This window comes from Novibacillus thermophilus, from assembly GCF_002005165.1.
Lineage (GTDB): Bacteria > Bacillota > Bacilli > Thermoactinomycetales > Novibacillaceae > Novibacillus > Novibacillus thermophilus.
In genome coordinates this window covers 3,307,742-3,323,785 of sequence record NZ_CP019699.1, presented here as the reverse complement: position 1 = coordinate 3,323,785, position 16,044 = coordinate 3,307,742, and the positions used below count along the sequence as shown (strand labels likewise).

12 protein-coding genes are annotated in these 16,044 nt (G+C 53.6%); 10 read left to right on the top strand and 2 right to left on the bottom strand.

The window, feature by feature from the left end; genetic code table 11:
• Positions 1 to 3: 3 nt before the first annotated feature.
• The 7 genes from uvrA to hprK all read left to right on the top strand — a co-directional run bounded on the left by uvrA (position 4) and on the right by hprK (position 8,301).
• Positions 4 to 2,868 carry an excinuclease ABC subunit UvrA gene (gene uvrA / locus B0W44_RS16200; RefSeq protein ID WP_077720917.1) on the top strand — a complete coding sequence of 955 codons (2,865 nt, stop codon included), beginning with the start codon at positions 4 to 6 and terminating at the stop codon, positions 2,866 to 2,868.
• Positions 2,869 to 2,948: 80 nt separating this feature from the next.
• Positions 2,949 to 3,668: a DUF4397 domain-containing protein gene (locus B0W44_RS16195; protein WP_228441693.1), complete on the top strand. Its 720-nt coding sequence runs from the start codon at positions 2,949 to 2,951 to the stop codon at positions 3,666 to 3,668.
• Between the two features lie 9 nt (positions 3,669 to 3,677).
• Positions 3,678 to 4,388: a class F sortase gene (locus B0W44_RS16190; RefSeq protein WP_077720915.1), complete on the top strand. Its 711-nt coding sequence runs from the start codon at positions 3,678 to 3,680 to the stop codon at positions 4,386 to 4,388.
• Positions 4,389 to 4,436: 48 nt separating this feature from the next.
• Positions 4,437 to 4,775, top strand: coding sequence for a phage holin family protein (locus B0W44_RS16185; RefSeq protein WP_077720914.1), 339 nt, complete (start codon positions 4,437 to 4,439; stop codon positions 4,773 to 4,775).
• A 175-nt stretch (positions 4,776 to 4,950) separates the two neighbouring features.
• Positions 4,951 to 5,967, top strand: a complete 1,017-nt coding sequence (locus B0W44_RS16180) for a PucR family transcriptional regulator (RefSeq protein WP_077720913.1) — start codon at positions 4,951 to 4,953, stop codon at positions 5,965 to 5,967.
• A 114-nt stretch (positions 5,968 to 6,081) separates the two neighbouring features.
• The gene (locus tag B0W44_RS16175; protein ID WP_077720912.1) at positions 6,082 to 7,191 is read left to right on the top strand and encodes an ABC transporter ATP-binding protein; all 1,110 of its coding nucleotides are present in this window, start codon (positions 6,082 to 6,084) and stop codon (positions 7,189 to 7,191) included.
• A gap of 174 nt (positions 7,192 to 7,365) precedes the next feature.
• Positions 7,366 to 8,301 (top strand): HPr(Ser) kinase/phosphatase, encoded by a 936-nt coding sequence (gene hprK, locus B0W44_RS16170; RefSeq protein WP_077721448.1) that lies wholly within the window; start codon positions 7,366 to 7,368, stop codon positions 8,299 to 8,301.
• A gap of 50 nt (positions 8,302 to 8,351) precedes the next feature.
• Here the strand turns inward: hprK and B0W44_RS16165 are convergent, their stop codons facing one another.
• Entirely contained in the window at positions 8,352 to 11,015 is a 2,664-nt protein-coding gene (locus tag B0W44_RS16165; protein WP_228441279.1) for a M14 family metallopeptidase, read from the bottom strand.
• Positions 11,016 to 11,246: 231 nt separating this feature from the next.
• Here B0W44_RS16165 and lgt point away from each other — a divergent pair, with 231 nt between their 5' ends.
• The 3 genes from lgt to B0W44_RS16150 all read left to right on the top strand — a co-directional run bounded on the left by lgt (position 11,247) and on the right by B0W44_RS16150 (position 13,714).
• On the top strand, positions 11,247 to 12,164 hold the full coding sequence (gene lgt / locus B0W44_RS16160; RefSeq protein ID WP_149027057.1) for a prolipoprotein diacylglyceryl transferase: 918 nt from the start codon (positions 11,247 to 11,249) through the stop codon (positions 12,162 to 12,164).
• Positions 12,161 to 13,108 carry a nucleoside recognition domain-containing protein gene (locus B0W44_RS16155; protein WP_077720911.1) on the top strand — a complete coding sequence of 316 codons (948 nt, stop codon included), beginning with the start codon at positions 12,161 to 12,163 and terminating at the stop codon, positions 13,106 to 13,108. Before lgt ends, B0W44_RS16155 begins: the two co-directional genes overlap by 4 nt.
• Before the next feature lie 105 nt (positions 13,109 to 13,213).
• On the top strand, positions 13,214 to 13,714 hold the full coding sequence (locus tag B0W44_RS16150) for an acyltransferase (RefSeq protein WP_077720910.1): 501 nt from the start codon (positions 13,214 to 13,216) through the stop codon (positions 13,712 to 13,714).
• Positions 13,715 to 14,145: 431 nt separating this feature from the next.
• Here B0W44_RS16150 and B0W44_RS16145 read toward each other — a convergent pair whose 3' ends face one another.
• Positions 14,146 to 15,723 (bottom strand): PTS sugar transporter, encoded by a 1,578-nt coding sequence (locus B0W44_RS16145; RefSeq protein WP_077720909.1) that lies wholly within the window; start codon positions 15,721 to 15,723, stop codon positions 14,146 to 14,148.
• Positions 15,724 to 16,044: the final 321 nt, after the last annotated feature.

Here is a 16,044-nt window from a genome sequence, read left to right as displayed (position 1 = left end):
TTCATGGCACACGATCGCATTGTAGTTAAAGGGGCACGGGCCCACAACTTAAAAAATATTGACGTCACCATTCCCAGGGATCAGTTTGTCGTGTTGACGGGGCTTTCCGGCTCTGGAAAGTCGTCCCTCGCCTTTGACACGATTTACGCCGAAGGACAGCGCCGTTACGTGGAATCTCTCTCGGCTTATGCGCGCCAGTTTCTCGGGCAGATGGACAAACCGGATGTCGACTCCATCGACGGGTTGTCGCCGGCCATATCCATCGACCAAAAAACGACGAGCCGCAACCCACGTTCGACGGTCGGTACTGTAACGGAGATTTACGACTACTTGCGCCTCTTGTTCGCCCGCATCGGCCGTCCCCACTGCCCGAAACACGGAATCGAAATTCAATCGCAAACGGTCGAACAGATGGTGGACCGTATCACCCAATTGCCTGATCGCACGAGAATTCAAATATTAGCTCCTCTCGTCCGGGGGCGTAAAGGCGAACACGTGAAAGTGTTGGAAAGCATCCGTCAACAAGGGTACGTCCGTGTGCGCGTAGACGGCGAATTGCGGGAAGCGACAGACGAGATCAAATTGGAGAAGAACAGGAAGCACACGATTGAAGTCGTGGTTGACCGCATTGTCATAAAGGCCGGAATTGAGTCACGCCTTTCCGATTCGCTGGAAACGGCCCTCAAACTGACTGGCGGCACTGTTGTGGTGGACGTTGTAGACGGTGAGGAGTTTTTGTTCAGTGAAAATCTGGCTTGCCCGGAGTGCGGCTTCAGTATAGACGAACTGACACCGCGCATGTTTTCATTTAACAGTCCGTTCGGCGCGTGTCCGACGTGTGACGGCCTCGGCATGCAAAAAAAAGTGGACGAAGACATGGTCATTCCCGACAAGTCAAAGTCCCTCAAAGAGGGCGTGATCGATCCGTGGGCCAATTCGTCATCCAACTATTACGAACAGTTGTTGGACGCCGTCTGCGCTTATTACGGCATTGACCCGAAGGTTCCGTTTGAGGAGTTGAGCGACGAAGAGCAGCACTTGTTGCTGTACGGTGGCCATGAGCGCATTCCGTTTCGCTACACGAACGACTTCGGACGGGTGAGGGAGACGTTGGTGCGCTACGAAGGAGTCATTCCGAATCTGGAGCGCCGCTACCGTGAGACGAGTTCGGATTACGTCCGCGAACTGGCAGAAACGTACATGTCGGAGACGAAGTGTCCGGCGTGTAAGGGTGCGAGATTGCGTCCAGAATCCCTCGCGGTCCTCGTCGGGGGCGAGACGATCCACGAGGTGACCGAGCGCTCCGTCCAGGAAGCGCTTGACTTCTTTCGAAATTTGGAACTGAGCGAGCGAGAAGTCGCCATTGCGCGCCTCATTTTGCGGGAAATTGAATCGCGCCTCTCTTTTTTAGCGGACGTCGGCCTCGATTACTTGACGCTGAGCAGGGCAGCAGGTACACTGTCCGGCGGAGAAGCGCAGCGCATCCGCTTGGCGACGCAAATCGGTTCCAGTCTCGTAGGGGTGCTGTACATTTTGGACGAGCCGAGCATCGGTTTGCACCAACGGGACAACAACCGCCTGATCGACTCACTGAAGCGGATGCGTGACTTGGGCAATACCCTCATTGTGGTCGAGCACGATGAAGACACGATGCGCGCGGCAGACTACATTATCGACATCGGTCCCGGGGCAGGCGTTCACGGCGGGAGAGTGGTAGCCGCCGGTTCACCGGATGAAGTGATGCGGGATAAACAGTCTCTCACCGGACAGTACTTAAGCGGGGAGAAGTTCATTCCGCTGCCGGTGGAACGGCGCCAACCGAACGGAAAATGGATTGAAGTGCGGGGCGCCAAAGAAAACAACTTAAAAAATATTAACGTCAAGTTCCCCCTCGGCACGTTTACGGTTGTGACGGGTGTGTCCGGCTCGGGAAAAAGTACCCTCGTGAATGAAATTTTGCACAAAGCGCTGTCCCGTGAATTGCACCGCGCCAAACAAAAACCGGGGGCTCACAAAGCCCTTCTCGGAATTGAACACCTCGACAAAGTGATCGACATCGACCAGTCGCCCATTGGCCGCACACCCCGCTCCAATCCAGCCACGTACACAGGAGTATTTGACGACATCCGTGAAGTGTTTGCCACGACGCAGGAAGCGAAAGTGCGCGGGTACAAAAAAGGGCGCTTCAGTTTCAATGTAAAAGGGGGGCGGTGTGAAGCGTGCCGCGGTGATGGGGTGATCAAAATCGAGATGCACTTCTTGCCCGACGTGTACGTGCCGTGTGAAGTGTGCAAAGGAAAACGATACAATCGGGAAACGTTAGACGTTCGCTATAAAGGGAAAAACGTGGCGGAAGTCTTGGACATGACGGTGGAAGATGCCCTCACGTTCTTCCAGAATATTCCGCGCATCAAGCGGAAAATCCAGACGCTGTACGATGTCGGTCTCGGCTATATGAAATTGGGTCAACCGGCGACGACCCTGTCCGGTGGAGAAGCTCAACGGGTGAAGCTGGCATCTGAACTTTATCGCCGCAATACCGGAAGGTCGCTGTACATCCTCGACGAGCCGACGACGGGGCTTCACACCGACGACATTGCCCGGTTGTTGAAAGTGTTGCACCGTCTCGTAGAAAACGGCGAGACCGTCATTGTGATCGAGCACAATTTAGACGTCATCAAGACGGCTGACTACGTGATCGATCTCGGACCCGAAGGCGGTGACGGAGGCGGAAAAGTCGTGGCCACTGGGACTCCAGAGGAGATCGTACAGGTGAAGCGGTCGTATACCGGACAGTACCTCGCCCCGATCTTGGAGAGGGATAAAAAGCGGACGGAAACCTTGTATGAAAAGGCGTCAAACGCGTAAATTATTTCCACCTATACTGGCAGGGCGTTGACAAATACTAACACTGTATCCAACATGCCAGTAAGGGGATGAGCACATTGATGCGTACGTTGAGTGTCTTGCTTTGTTCATTGGTGTTATCGTTCGCTGTCAGTTTGCCGGCAGCGGGAAGTCAAGCTGCCTCGGATGACGCCTACGTCCGTTTTTTGCACGCTTCGCCGGATCTCCTCAACGTAGATGTATACGTGGACGGGCACAGAGTCCTGGAAGGATTTGAATTCCAGTCCGTGTCCGACTACGCTTCGCTTAGAGGGGGAAAGCATAAGGTCGAATTGTTTGCTTCCGGTGAGACCGAAACGCCGATTGTGCGCGACAGCTTTGAACTAGAGCCGGGGGTGGCCGTTACGGCGGCCATAGCCGGTCAAGAAGAAGATCTGGATGTGGCGCTGTTTCCCGACCGTTCTGGTGGAAGGGGAGACCAGGCTTCGTTGCGCTTAATTCACTTGTCGCCGAACGCTCCTGAAGTGGACGTGTCAGCAGACGATCGAGCGCTGTTTACAGGCATCGGGGTGTTGACGGCGTCGCAGTACAGTGATTTACCAGCTGGCGAGGTCAACCTGTCCATCAACCCGAGCGGCAATCCCGAAGCGCCTACGGTATCTGAAGTGGCTCTCGATTTGGAGCCAGGAAAAGCGTACAGCACCGTATTGATGGGAGTGGCCGGCCAGGCGCCCGGCCTCGAAGTCTTGCTGTTGGAAGACGGGGTGGTGCCGGGCTTGCCGAAGTCTGGAATGGGGGGAGCCAGCCCCATTGTGGAGTAACTCCAATCGATGGCGGTGGAAACAACGGGGGAACACCCCCGTTGTTTTAGTTTGAACGGGGACGTCGATTCTCCGACAGCGTTTCCGATTCGACGGAAGGTGTCCGTTGTGGTCGTCTCTATTCTGTTCGCTCTGCTGTTGTTGGGCAAGCCCCACACAGTCTCTGCTGACACCGGCTCACATGCGTGGGACGGCATTCCGCCAGGCCGCACGGAAAAACCGGTGAAACTCGTCATTCCCGCCTTGAAGCTCGATGCCGACGTGCGCGAAGTCGGGATAGATCAAACGGGTGCCATGGAGATGCCACAAGATTGGCAAGAGGTAGGGTGGTACCGTGGCAGTGCCCACATGGGGGAATGGGGCACCGCCGTCATGTCCGGCCACGTGGACCACTACACGGGTCCTGCCGTCTTTTATCACCTTAAACGGCTGCAGGCAGGAGATGTCGTCGTGATTGAAGATCGGCATGGGACGAGGTGGCAGTACCGGGTCGTCAGTAAAGAGATAAAACCCCTCGACAAATGGCAAGCGCGCGAAGTGTTTGTCGCACAGTCCCCCTTCCCGTCTCTCCATTTATTTTCCTGTGTCGGCGCTTATTCAAAAAGCGCACAGACTCATCTGGAGCGCATCCTCGTCCGCTGTGAACTGGAAGAGATTGTTCCTGCTCCAGCAAAAGTCTCAGGAGCAAATGTGTACACGTATGTCAAGATCGGTGTATAGTGGAATAAAATAGAGGGAGAAGGCGAACGGAAAGGAGTGCTTTTGAAAATGCGCTGGCTCGTTGGTCTGCTGATTAACGGAGTGGCCGTGTTAGCCGCAGCTTTTCTGTTGGATAGCATTGAAGTTGACGGGTTCGGATCGGCCCTGATCGCTGCTGTCATTCTCGCTGTGATCAACACGTTTATCCGACCCGTTCTCGTATTCTTGACGCTTCCGATCACCGTTTTGAGTCTTGGGCTGTTTTTGCTCGTCATTAACGCCGTGACGTTTTATGTGACTGGCATGCTCGTACCGGGGCTGGAAGTGACGAGTTTTTGGGGCGCTTTCTGGGGAGCGCTCATCGTCAGCGTGGTCAGTTGGGCCTTAAACGGCATGATCCGCGACTAGGTGGCATCCGTGTCTCAGGGTCTCAGGGACGTCCCCCAGGAGGGGATGGTTATAGAGTAGGTGGCCCACTTTCGTCGAAAGGGCCACTTCCACCAAGAGCCCGTGACTTTGACACATGCCCCAACACCCTTCTGAACCACGCATCTCAAGAAGCTGATGACGGGAGGAACGCGGGTTGAGCGAACATCGTTGGCAAAAGGTTGCCCAAAAACTAAAAGATATTTTGCTGACAGACGTAGAATGGGGTCGGCTCGACTCGAGACCAGAGGGCATGCAGCACAGTGGTGACAGTGACGTGCTGGTTTTTCCGACAGACCGGACGCGGGGGTTGTGGGTGGCAGGTTCTGTCAGCGACCGTGAAAAACAGCTCATTTCCTTACTGGTTGAGAGGGAGAAGGAGGAGATGTCAACAGGCAGAGGGAGGTCACCGAAAAATCAGTTAATCGCGTGGTTGCGTGAAGTGGAACAGTCGCGAGACGCTTTTTCTGCGCTCCCTTCGCTCGGTGGCAGGTTCACGCTGTCAGAACGCATTCCGTTCTATGTGGCTCGGTGCGGAGAGCACGTCTTGACCGGTGAAAAAGAAGTGATCCGCGTGATCCAGTCGTTTTTTGACGAGCAGGTCTGGGTGCTTGCCATGTCGACGAGAGACTACCTCTTGCTTCCGCTGGCTGGGATTGTTTACGAAGGTGACGAAGCGGAAGAATGGCAGGAGATGCTGTGGCACTGGGCTGACGGATTAGTGGAAATGTTTACGTCGGAACTCAGTGAAGACGTTCGGGCAGTGGTTCACCCGCCAGTTGAGACGATCGAGGAGCTCGGCAAAGCGTGGCTGGAGATCAAACAGACGTTTTCCCTCGGGATGGCCCTTCACCCTGGACGCCGTGTTTTTGCCACGTGGGACATGGCCCTGGAACGACTGCTGCAGGCGCTGCCCCGTGAGGAAAGGCGCGCTTTCCTGGAAGACGTGGCCTCGGCCAGCCATACGTGGTGGAAAGATCAAGAAATGCGGGAGACCCTTGAAACATTTTTCCGCTTAAATTTAAATGTGAGCGAAACGGCGCGGCAGTTGTACGTGCACCGCAACACCCTCCTTTACCGGTTGGACAAACTGAAGCAAGAAACCGGACGGGACGTGCGCCGGTTTGAGGACGCTATATTAATCCGTCTCGCCCTGTTGATGACGAAACCGTAATCGACGTCCACATTTTTTGGTAAAACTGTTCAATTAATTTTGGACAGGATGCCCCTAGCTTGCGAATGGGTGAAAACGCTACAATGAACAGGAAATGGTGAGAGGAGTGATGTTGTGGCAGGTTTAACATTAAACCACGTCTACAAGCGGTACGGCGATGTGACTGCCGTCAAAGATTTCAACTTAGAGATCAACGATAAGGAGTTTTTGGTGCTCGTCGGTCCGTCGGGTTGTGGGAAGTCGACCACGTTGCGCATGATTGCCGGTCTGGAAGAAATTTCGGAAGGAGAACTGTACATCGGAGACCGACTGGTCAACGATGTGGCGCCGAAAGACCGGGACATCGCCATGGTGTTTCAAAGTTACGCCTTGTACCCGCACATGAATGTGTACCAAAACATGGCGTTTGGACTGAAGTTGCGCAAGTTTAAGAAAGACGAGATCGACAAGCGGGTGAAGGAAGCGGCGCGCATCCTCGACATCGAACACCTGCTGGACCGCAAACCGAAGGCGCTCTCAGGCGGTCAGCGGCAGCGCGTAGCCCTCGGACGGGCGATTGTACGCGAACCGCAAGTGTTTCTCATGGACGAACCGCTGTCGAACCTCGATGCGAAGTTGCGCGTGCAAATGCGCACGGAAATCAGCAAGTTGGCCAAGCGGCTGGAGACGACTGTCATCTACGTGACCCACGACCAGACGGAAGCGATGACGATGGGAGATCGCATCGTCGTCATGAAGGACGGCGTCATCCAGCAAGCCGATTCCCCTGACACGATATACAATCATCCGGCGAACATGTTTGTCGCAGGATTTATCGGATCGCCGGCGATGAACTTCATCTCTGGTACCGTGCTAGAGGAGAGTGGCAAGCTGCACTTCAAGACGAACAATTTAGATGTTGAAATTCCAGAAGGCAAAGCCAAACTGTTGAAAGACAAAGGGTATGCCGGTAAAGAGGTAGTTTTCGGCATTCGGCCGGAAGACATTCACGACGAGCCGGTGTTTCTGGAGGCGTCTCCCCACAGCGTGTTGAAATCAAAAGTAGAAGTGTCGGAAAACATGGGGTCCGAGATGTATTTGTACTTGAGCGGGATCGGAGACGAGACGGTCGTTGCCCGCGTCGATGCCCGTTCCGGCGTCGAGATGGGAGACGAAGTGAAGTTAGCTTTCGATATGAACAAGTGCCACATTTTCGACAAGGAGACAGAAGAAACAGTTTTTTAATCGTTTTTCTCCAGTGGTCGGGTGTTTTCCCGGCCTATTTTTGTGGAAACGAAGGACGAGATTTGCTAACATCGAAAAAGACAGTAACACATGCCGACCGCCATCTCCGTTGCAGCATCCGCAATGGAATGGATTGAAAGGCATGTGAAGACAGAATGAGGCAGGCGGTTGTGGATGGCGAACGATGTAACCGTAGAGGATTTAGTGCGCAAATTTGATCTGGAAGTCGTGTGTGGCAGCGAAGGTCTCGATCACAAAATAAAGGTCAGTGACCTGTCTCGCCCTGGATTGGAGATGGCCGGTTACTTCACGTACTACCCGGCGGAACGCATACAGCTGTTGGGTAAGACGGAGTTATCGTTTTTTCATAAACTAAATGAGGAAGAACGGCAGGACAGAATGCGGAAGTTGTGTCGGAAGGAAACGCCGTGCATTTGTATTACGCGCAATTTTGAAGCTCCTCCCGAATTAGTGCGTCCGGCATCGGAGATGGGGTTGCCCGTGTTGAGAACGGAACTGCCGACGACGAAATTTGCCAGCCGGGTGACGAACTATTTGGAAGACGTCCTCGCTCCGCGGGCGACGATGCACGGCGTCCTCGTGGACGTGTACGGAGTCGGAATTTTGCTCGTCGGGGCGAGCGGGATCGGTAAAAGTGAGACGGCACTAGAACTTGTGAAGCGGGGACACCGCCTCGTAGCCGATGACGCGGTGGAAATCAGGCAAACGGCGGAAAACCGACTCGTCGGAAACGCCCCGCATTTGATTCGTCACCTGTTGGAGATTCGCGGCCTCGGCATCATTAATGTGATGACGTTGTTCGGGGCCGGCGCCGTCCGGGACTTTAAGGCGATTTCTCTCGTCATTCAGCTGGAAGTGTGGAAGGAAAACCGACAGTATGAGCGGTTAGGACTGGACGAAGAAAAAATGAAAATAATCGACACAGAGCTCCCCATGCTCACGGTCCCGGTGCGGCCGGGCCGAAACTTGGCGGTCATCATCGAAGTGGCCGCGATGAATTACCGTTTGAAGCGCATGGGGTACAACGCTGCCGTCCAATTTGCTGAACAGCTGACGAACGTGATTGAAGATGCGGACGAGTTTGATTAAAAACCCTTGCGGGACCGGTGCCTTTCCGCAAGGGCTTTTTGCCGTCTCGTCTATTGCCACTTCTCCAGCAAAAAGTCGGCGTACGTTTTCAAAATGTCAAAAGCTTTTTCGGAGATCCACTCGTGTTCTTGCTGGTGGTTCAACACTTGTTTAAAGGTTTGTACGTGTTTGACGACCTTTTCTGCTGCTTCTTGTCTTTCGTAGCGGTCGACGGCTGTCAGATGGGTGCGTAAATGGCGAGCAGAGTCGTCGTGCGTAATTTCTCCTTCTCGCTCCAATCGATCGATGAGCGTCTTCAGGCCGGCGGCGTTGATGCCGTCAGGTAAACCGTAATTTATTTCAATCGTCGCTTTGTTGTAGTTGTCTCCATCGCCTTCTGGATCGTAATTTCCCTCAACGTTGCCGGCAGGGTCCACTGAAAACCAATGGATCGTCGTCGTTTTGCTGATCGTTAACGTTTCGGCGCCTTCCCGGGTACCGGCAATTTGGATTTTGTCGGAATCGAACGTCGGGCGCGACCCGTCCAGTGTGTAGTAGACGGTAGCGGGCTCGCTCGTATCGAAGCGAACTTTCACCGGTCCGTCATACGCACCTTCTCCCGGGCTCAGCGTCGAATGGGGCGGTCTGTCGTCTGTCGCGTACTGGTAGGCGACTTCAAACAGCCCGATCATGCCGTTTGCGAACTCCATCGCTTCGGCGTGCCCTTCTTCAAACGGGGGCTGGAATCCGACAGGTTCCCACTCTTTCGTGTCCGGGTTCCACAAGTCTGCACCGACTTCAAAGTCCCACGCGTAAATCCCGTGTTCATACCAGAGAGCGTCGGCTGAGTTTCCAGCTGCGGAGTAAAGAACGTCCGGAATCGGACCGGTTCGTCCAGGCAAAATCACAGTCCCTCTGTACGCTTTGATCGCTTCCAAAATCGTTTGCGACGCCTGCCAGAAATAAGCTTCCTCTCCTGCGGTCGGACGTGGCAACGTGTTGCGTTCAGCGTCGTACGCACCTGGGGGCCACATGAAATAGCCGCCGTAGCTGTGAATGTTCATGGCGAACTGAATGTTTGGGTTTTCTTCAGCGAGCCAGATCAAATTTCGGCTCTCTGGTTCCGACAGTTCCTCCGGTCCGGCGTACGTGCCCGACGTACAGTTGGTCGAAGCGCCGATGTAGCCGTCGTAGACAGACCCGACGGTGTGGTTGCGGTTTAAGTCTACACCCCACGTATCCTGTCGGTAAGGGTCGGAATTTTCGGGTCCACAGTGGTTCGTCATGTTCTTACGCTGCCAGTTGTAGTCGTAAAACGAGTAGTGTCCGCCGTCTGGGTTTACCGTCGGAACGATGAAGATGTCCAAGTTGTCGACGAGTTTTTTCGTGTCGGCGTCGGTGGCGTAGTTGCGCAAGAGGCGTTCAGCAGTCTCCACAGCGACGAGGGGCGTCACCCATTCGCGAGCGTGTTCCTGGGCGTAGGCCATGACGCCCACCTTGGATCCGTCACGGTGTTTTCCGATGCGAATCGCTTTGACTTCGAACGGTTCCCGCGACACTTCCGGGGGTGCGTCCAATCCGTTGTTCAGCGCCGTTCTCTCCTGCGGGCGGACCGTGTCGTCGCCTGAACTGTTGCGAAACAGGGTCGCCGTGACTAGATGTCCGGCGGATGCATTCACGGCGTCCACGACGTCGGCAGCTGTGCTAGAAGGTTCAGCCGACGCGTTCGTCGCGAGGTTGACAGTCATGTGGTTTCCGTTGACTTCGACGGTTAAGTCGGCGTTTGCTTCATCTGATGCCTCAACGTCTACGGTGATGTCGTTTCCGCCTTCGTGTCCCCAGGCTTTGGATGTGAGCACCACCGTGGCATCGGGGTGGATTTCGGGATTGCCGATCAAGGCTTGCGCTTTTCGGCGGTAGCCATTCGTTTCGTAAGGGAGAGTGACGATCTCGGCCAGCTCTGGAAATTCTGCGGCCAGTTGCTCGATGCGTGCCGTCACCTCTGTCGGAGTCATATAGTGGTCGATAAAGTCACTGACGTAGTGTTCTCCTTCATCGGGTGGTTCTCCGCCAACCCACTCCGTGACCGGCACTTCAGCGCGTCCGCCTTGGTTGCTGGTGATGACGACGCGATCGGGCACTGCACCGATCTCGACTAACATGTGGTGGTACAAATATTCGTTCTGGTCCACTTTGCGCTGCAGCGTGGCTGTTTTCTTTTCACCGTCTTCCGTCCACGTGGCGGTGAGGGAAACACTTCCGGCATCCCCTGCGCTCGTTTTCGCTTCAACGTACAGGAACGTTCCGCCCTGGTTCGCAAAGTGTTGGGCCCGCAAGATGTTGATTTTGTCCACGCGTGCTGTCGCTTGTTGGAGTTGGCGGACTTTTTGTTCTCGCTGCTTTAAAGTGCGCTCGACTTCACTGTAAGTCGTCACCGTTTCGACGGTGTAGCCTTGCGCCTTTAAGGCCTTTCGTTCACTTTCGGTGACAACGGCGTCCACTTCGATAGCACCGTCTCGCTCGCGCACGTACTCGGTCAAATCGAGGTCACTTGCCACCAGCTCGTCCAATGTCGACCGATCCGGAACCGTAATGCGGACGAGGGATGTTTCGCGCTCGAGGTCGACATCGCGAAGTGAAGCTGCGGCTGACGGGCTTGTCCAAAGGGACGGTGCGAGCAACGCCATGATGCTGAACACAGTCAAGGCAGATGTCCACAACCGTTTAACTCCCATCTTGCATCCTCCTTGATATATTTATTTGTATAGTAGAAATATAACATTACTTTGCATAAAATTGTACTTTATTGAGATAATTTTCAACAAAAATAGGAAGAAAGCAACAGAACAGATGATGCCGGTCGTTCGGTCTGTCCGCCTTTTCCGGCGTCTGACAGGTTCGCACTTCACCGAATTTTGCGCTACAATAAGGTGAGATGTGGACGATTGAGGAAGGAGTACCACGAGATGATGATGGCAGCGGTGCAAGCGTTGGATCCGATTGCGTTTAAACTTGGCCCCCTTTCAGTGCATTGGTACGGCATCATTCTCGGAACAGCGACGTTAGTCGGACTGTGGGTGGCCGTTCGCGAAGGCAGAAGGCACGGGTGGGTCAGTGACGTTTTTTTTGACATGCTCGTGTGGGTGTTGCCAGCGGCGATTGTCGGCGCGAGGCTGTATTACGTCATTTTTCAGTGGGATTACTACGCGCAGAACCCAATGGACATTATCGCCGTGTGGAAAGGCGGAATCGCCATTCACGGCGCGTTGATCGGTGCCATCACAGCCGGCTATTTTTATACGCGGAAAAAAGGGATTCCGTTTTTGCAGATGGCAGACATTGTGGCGCCGAGCCTTTTGCTCGGGCAGGCGATCGGGCGCTGGGGCAATTTTATGAACCAGGAAGCGCACGGCGGCGAAGTGTCGCGCTCGTTTTTGGAAGACCTTCACCTGCCAGATTGGATTGTCAATCAGATGTACATTGACGGCGCGTACTACCACCCGACGTTTTTGTACGAATCGGTGTGGAACGTGGTCGGTGTCGCCATATTGGTCGTCTTGCGAAAATTTAACCCGCGCCGCGGTGAAATTTTCTTCGGGTATCTCATATGGTATTCACTAGGGCGTTTTTTTATCGAAGGACTGCGCACGGACAGTTTGGCTTTTGACGGACCGGTGTGGCTGGAAGGGGTCCTCGAGGTGTTGTGGTCTCCTATGTACGTATTGTTTGAGCCGGGAGCGATGGCTTACGGCAACATTCGCACGGCGCAATTAGTGAGTGTCCTCACCGTGATCGCGGCCGTCGCTGTCATCATTGTGCGTCGGTCAACAGGTCGGGCGAAGGTGAAATACTTGGATGCAGGTGAGGTGCCAGAGGCGACATGAAGTCAATCCAGTGGCGCAAAGGATGCGAGACTGGGATCAGGACAGCGTGGGCGTTAGGAAAAGTGCTGTTCCCCGTCACGTTTATCGTAGCCGTCTTGCAACATACGCCCATCATCGACTGGGCCGTCCTTTTGTTCGAGCCGGTCATGGGCTGGATCGGTCTCCCGGGAGATGCGGCGATTCCGCTGGCGCTCGGGAATCTGCTCAATTTGTACGCTGCCATCGGAGCTGTGCTCACGATGGAATTTACGGTGAAGGAAGTGTTTATCCTCGCCGTCATGCTCAGTTTTTCTCACAACTTGCTCGTGGAAGGGGCTCTGTGCAAAAAAATTGGCGTCAGTCTCCTGGCTGTCTCAGCGATGCGGCTGTTTATGGCCTTCAGTTCAGCGGCCCTCATTCATCTCGTCTGGTCGGGTGGAGACCAGCCGGCCCGCTACGGGTTGGTCGCCCCCGATCAGGCGGAAGTGAGCGGTTTTCTCCCGATTGTCTGGAATGCCTTGCAAACGGCGGTGACAGGTACCCTGCAGTTTTCCGTCGTCGTCTTTTTGTTGATGATCATGATTCAAGCGTTGAACGACTGGGGGGTACTGGACATCGTCTCGCGCAAACTTTCTGCTTCCATGAACGTCCTCGGCATCCCGGAGCGCGGGGCCGTTACGATGGCGGCGGGGCTGCTCTTTGGCCTTGCTTTCGGAGCAGGGGTGATCATCGAGCAGGCGCGGGAGCAGGCTTTTTCCAAACGCGATTTGTATGTGATGCTGCTGTTCTTAAGCGGTTGTCACGCTGTCGTGGAGGACACACTGCTGTTCGTCCCGCTGGGAATCCCGATCTGGGCGCTGCTGTTGTTACGAGTCGTCGTGGCGATAGTCCTCACAGTGGTTGTGGCGCGCATTTGGCGGCGTCGCAGCTATCAGCCGCCGCTGGCGAAAGGGGAGTCGTTGTGACGTTTCCCAGCCGCCATCATCTTTTGCCCGGTGGTCGGAGGGCAGACGGATGATTGTGCAGGATGACCCTAGAACGGCAGACGTATTTGAGATAGGGGGGCTCCGATGCGCCGTACAACGCGGTATCCTGTAAGCGGCAGCAATTCATTGTGGCAAATGTACCGCACTGTCCCTTTTTGGAAAGTGTTCAAAAACGTCATCGTCATCCAGTTGGCCCGCTACTGTCCGAGTCTAAGGCTTAAGAACGCCATGTACCGCTCGTTTTTGGGAATGGAAGTGGGACAGCAGACGGCTGTCGCTTTTATGGTGATGATGGATATCTTTTTTCCGGAAAAAATTAAAATCGGCGACAACACCATTATCGGCTACAATACGACGATTTTAGCTCACGAATACTTACTGCACGAGTACCGACTCGGGGCGGTAGAGATCGGTTCTAACGTCATGATCGGGGCCAACTGTACGATTTTGCCAGGAGTGAGAATCGGCGACAACGCCGTTGTCGCCGCCGGTTCCATTGTGACGAAAGACGTGGAACCGAACGCGTTCGTCGCCGGCAATCCGGCGAAGTTTGTCCGGTATGTGGAGGATCATCCACGGTCTTAAAAAATGGCAGGATTTAATATGGTGTCGAACGGTTTGAACGACGGTTCTTCATGACGCGCGGCGAATGGACGAAAACGGCTCCATTGGCAGTAATCGTGTTTCTTCTGGCGACGCGTTTACTGCGTCGAGAGAGATGCTTCCATAGCGGATTGGAGGCTGCTACACGTCCTCTACTAAATCAAGTCGTATGCCTGACGTGTTCCCACCGTGTATCGTTGTCACTTCCTGATGTCAGCGGGAAAGGGCAACTGTCGGGTGATGAGGCTCCGACATTTGTACACCAGCGTCGACAACCGCTTTTGCGATTTTTACATCATCTCCGGTTATGCCAGCACTTCATATCGTTTGTCCATTATATTCTTCCATTGCTTACCACGCTTTATTTCGATGGCAATTTTACGTTTTCTCTCCATGTCTCCTTTAAACATTCGTCAGTCCCCCTTCATTGTGGTACTGTCTTTTTTCTTACTCAATTTGTTTGCAATGAGTGTAATCACAAATGAACTGACAAAGCCGCCTGCCATGGCCATCGTGAGTCCGGTCACATTGTTGGACAAAAAGGGAGATACGAGGGATGGCACATAAGCCGTTCCCCTTACTTCAAAAAGTCCGACAAGTAAACCGGCCAATCCAGCCGATCCTATCGCTCCGGCAAAAACCATTTTGTTAGAGAACATAAATGGATAGGCCGCCTCGACAAACGTCCCAAACCCCATATTGATTAAAAATCCGGGTGTTGCGAGTGTCGCTTCTCCCCTCTTGCGGGGTAAGATAACGTTGGCCAAAGTTATTCCAGCCGATACCATGACGAGACCCGTCATATCTACAGCGCCGAGAAAGCTATTTCCTGATTTTTCCATTTCCAAGAGCACAATAGGTAAAATAGCTGCATGATAAACGCCGCCAAGAATGGCCGGCCAAATAAGGAGTCCGGCTACAAGACCAGCCAAAATCGGACTTAAAGCAATCGTCGATTCAATGGCTTGCCGAATTAAATTTCCGGCTTCCAACGCCAACGGTGCGATGAGAAAGTAAACAAACGAGCCGGCCATGAGTCCGGATAGTCCACCGGCGACAATGTTAACGGTCGTTGTCGGGAAATTCCAGCTAACACACTTTTGAAAAAGGAAACTGACAAGAATTCCCGCGAGGATTCCCGCGATCATCCCGCCAATGATCCCGCCATCAACAGATAACACACCCGAGACAATGCCTGCAACTATGGCAATTTCGTCTAATCCGGATATTTGTCTAGCGGCTATGGCAGCTAGTATAACTGGCAACGCTTTTATTAGGATATCAAAAACGTCACTTAGGCTTGACAGGATGGGGATTTTACTAAGAGCGAGAATAATGGCGAGAGAAATAAAGCCCGGTAAGGCAGCTAACATGATCCCTCTAAATTGAATCCGTTTTAGAGGGTTGTCTGCCACGGTCTCCTTCGAGTGACCAATCGCCGGCCGATAACTCATCCCCCAATATTTCGCCAGTGAACTGAGGAACGAAACAGCGCGCGTCCGGTTCGTCGTTCCCGTCGTCCCCGACGCGGCGATGACATGACCGCCTTTAGAACTGGTTATCGCCATAGAGGTACCGCCTGTCCCAACAATCGGGATGCGCTTTCTAATCGCTGCGGCAATCGCTTCTTTATTCGTACCGTTTGGATCGGCACTCATTAAGATAATGCCGTCAATGTGGCCGGCGTCAATTTGTTGAGCGACTTCGTTGTCGATGTGCACGGCCTGTTCGTTCACTTCTCGAAGTGTTCCAGAAAACGCCACACGGGCTGTTTGTGTCGACGAATCCCATACGTATAACTCCGCCGGTGTCGTCTCCTGGACCGTGTCCATCGAGGCCTTCGCACCAATGAATTGCACGGCAGCAATGCCAACATTCGCCGCAACACACTGGGCGTGTATTTCTTGCAGAAGTTTCATTGGATCTTTTCCACCGAGGGTATACAAATTCCCGCCGCTACTTCCCAAGATCGCAACCTTTTTCGAACTCAAGCTAGGACCTCCTTTATATCGCTCACGAGAAGGGAACCACCATTGTGACCAGCGAGCTAAGAGTTGAGTTGAAAATTAGCCGTTAGGCGTTGTGTCACGCCCCCCTCTTTTTTTTTTGAGCATTTTGCATGAAAATCGCCTCTGAAGCGTGAGGAATTTGAAGCTCAAAAAAAGGACTTTGCCCCTTTATTGAAGAACTTTAAAATTAGAATCCCATAAACCGATCTTACCGTCAATCGCCTTTACATTTGAAAAAAAGATGAAGACGTATCTTGACCTTAAAAAGGGATAGTCTTGTTTTGCAATGTTCAATGCCTGGTA

What these genes read in the sequence shown, in the direction of transcription:
- uvrA (WP_077720917.1), top strand. Translation starts at nt 4, where the DNA reads ATGGCACACGATCGCATTGTAGTTAAAGGGGCACGGGCCCACAACTTA.
- B0W44_RS16195 (WP_228441693.1), top strand. Translation starts at nt 2,949, where the DNA reads ATGCGTACGTTGAGTGTCTTGCTTTGTTCATTGGTGTTATCGTTCGCT.
- B0W44_RS16190 (WP_077720915.1), top strand. Translation starts at nt 3,678, where the DNA reads ATGGCGGTGGAAACAACGGGGGAACACCCCCGTTGTTTTAGTTTGAAC.
- B0W44_RS16185 (WP_077720914.1), top strand. Translation starts at nt 4,437, where the DNA reads ATGCGCTGGCTCGTTGGTCTGCTGATTAACGGAGTGGCCGTGTTAGCC.
- hprK (WP_077721448.1), top strand. Translation starts at nt 7,366, where the DNA reads ATGGCGAACGATGTAACCGTAGAGGATTTAGTGCGCAAATTTGATCTG.
- B0W44_RS16165 (WP_228441279.1), bottom strand. Translation starts at nt 11,015, where the DNA reads ATGGGAGTTAAACGGTTGTGGACATCTGCCTTGACTGTGTTCAGCATC.
- lgt (WP_149027057.1), top strand. Translation starts at nt 11,247, where the DNA reads ATGATGATGGCAGCGGTGCAAGCGTTGGATCCGATTGCGTTTAAACTT.
- B0W44_RS16155 (WP_077720911.1), top strand. Translation starts at nt 12,161, where the DNA reads ATGAAGTCAATCCAGTGGCGCAAAGGATGCGAGACTGGGATCAGGACA.
- B0W44_RS16150 (WP_077720910.1), top strand. Translation starts at nt 13,214, where the DNA reads ATGCGCCGTACAACGCGGTATCCTGTAAGCGGCAGCAATTCATTGTGG.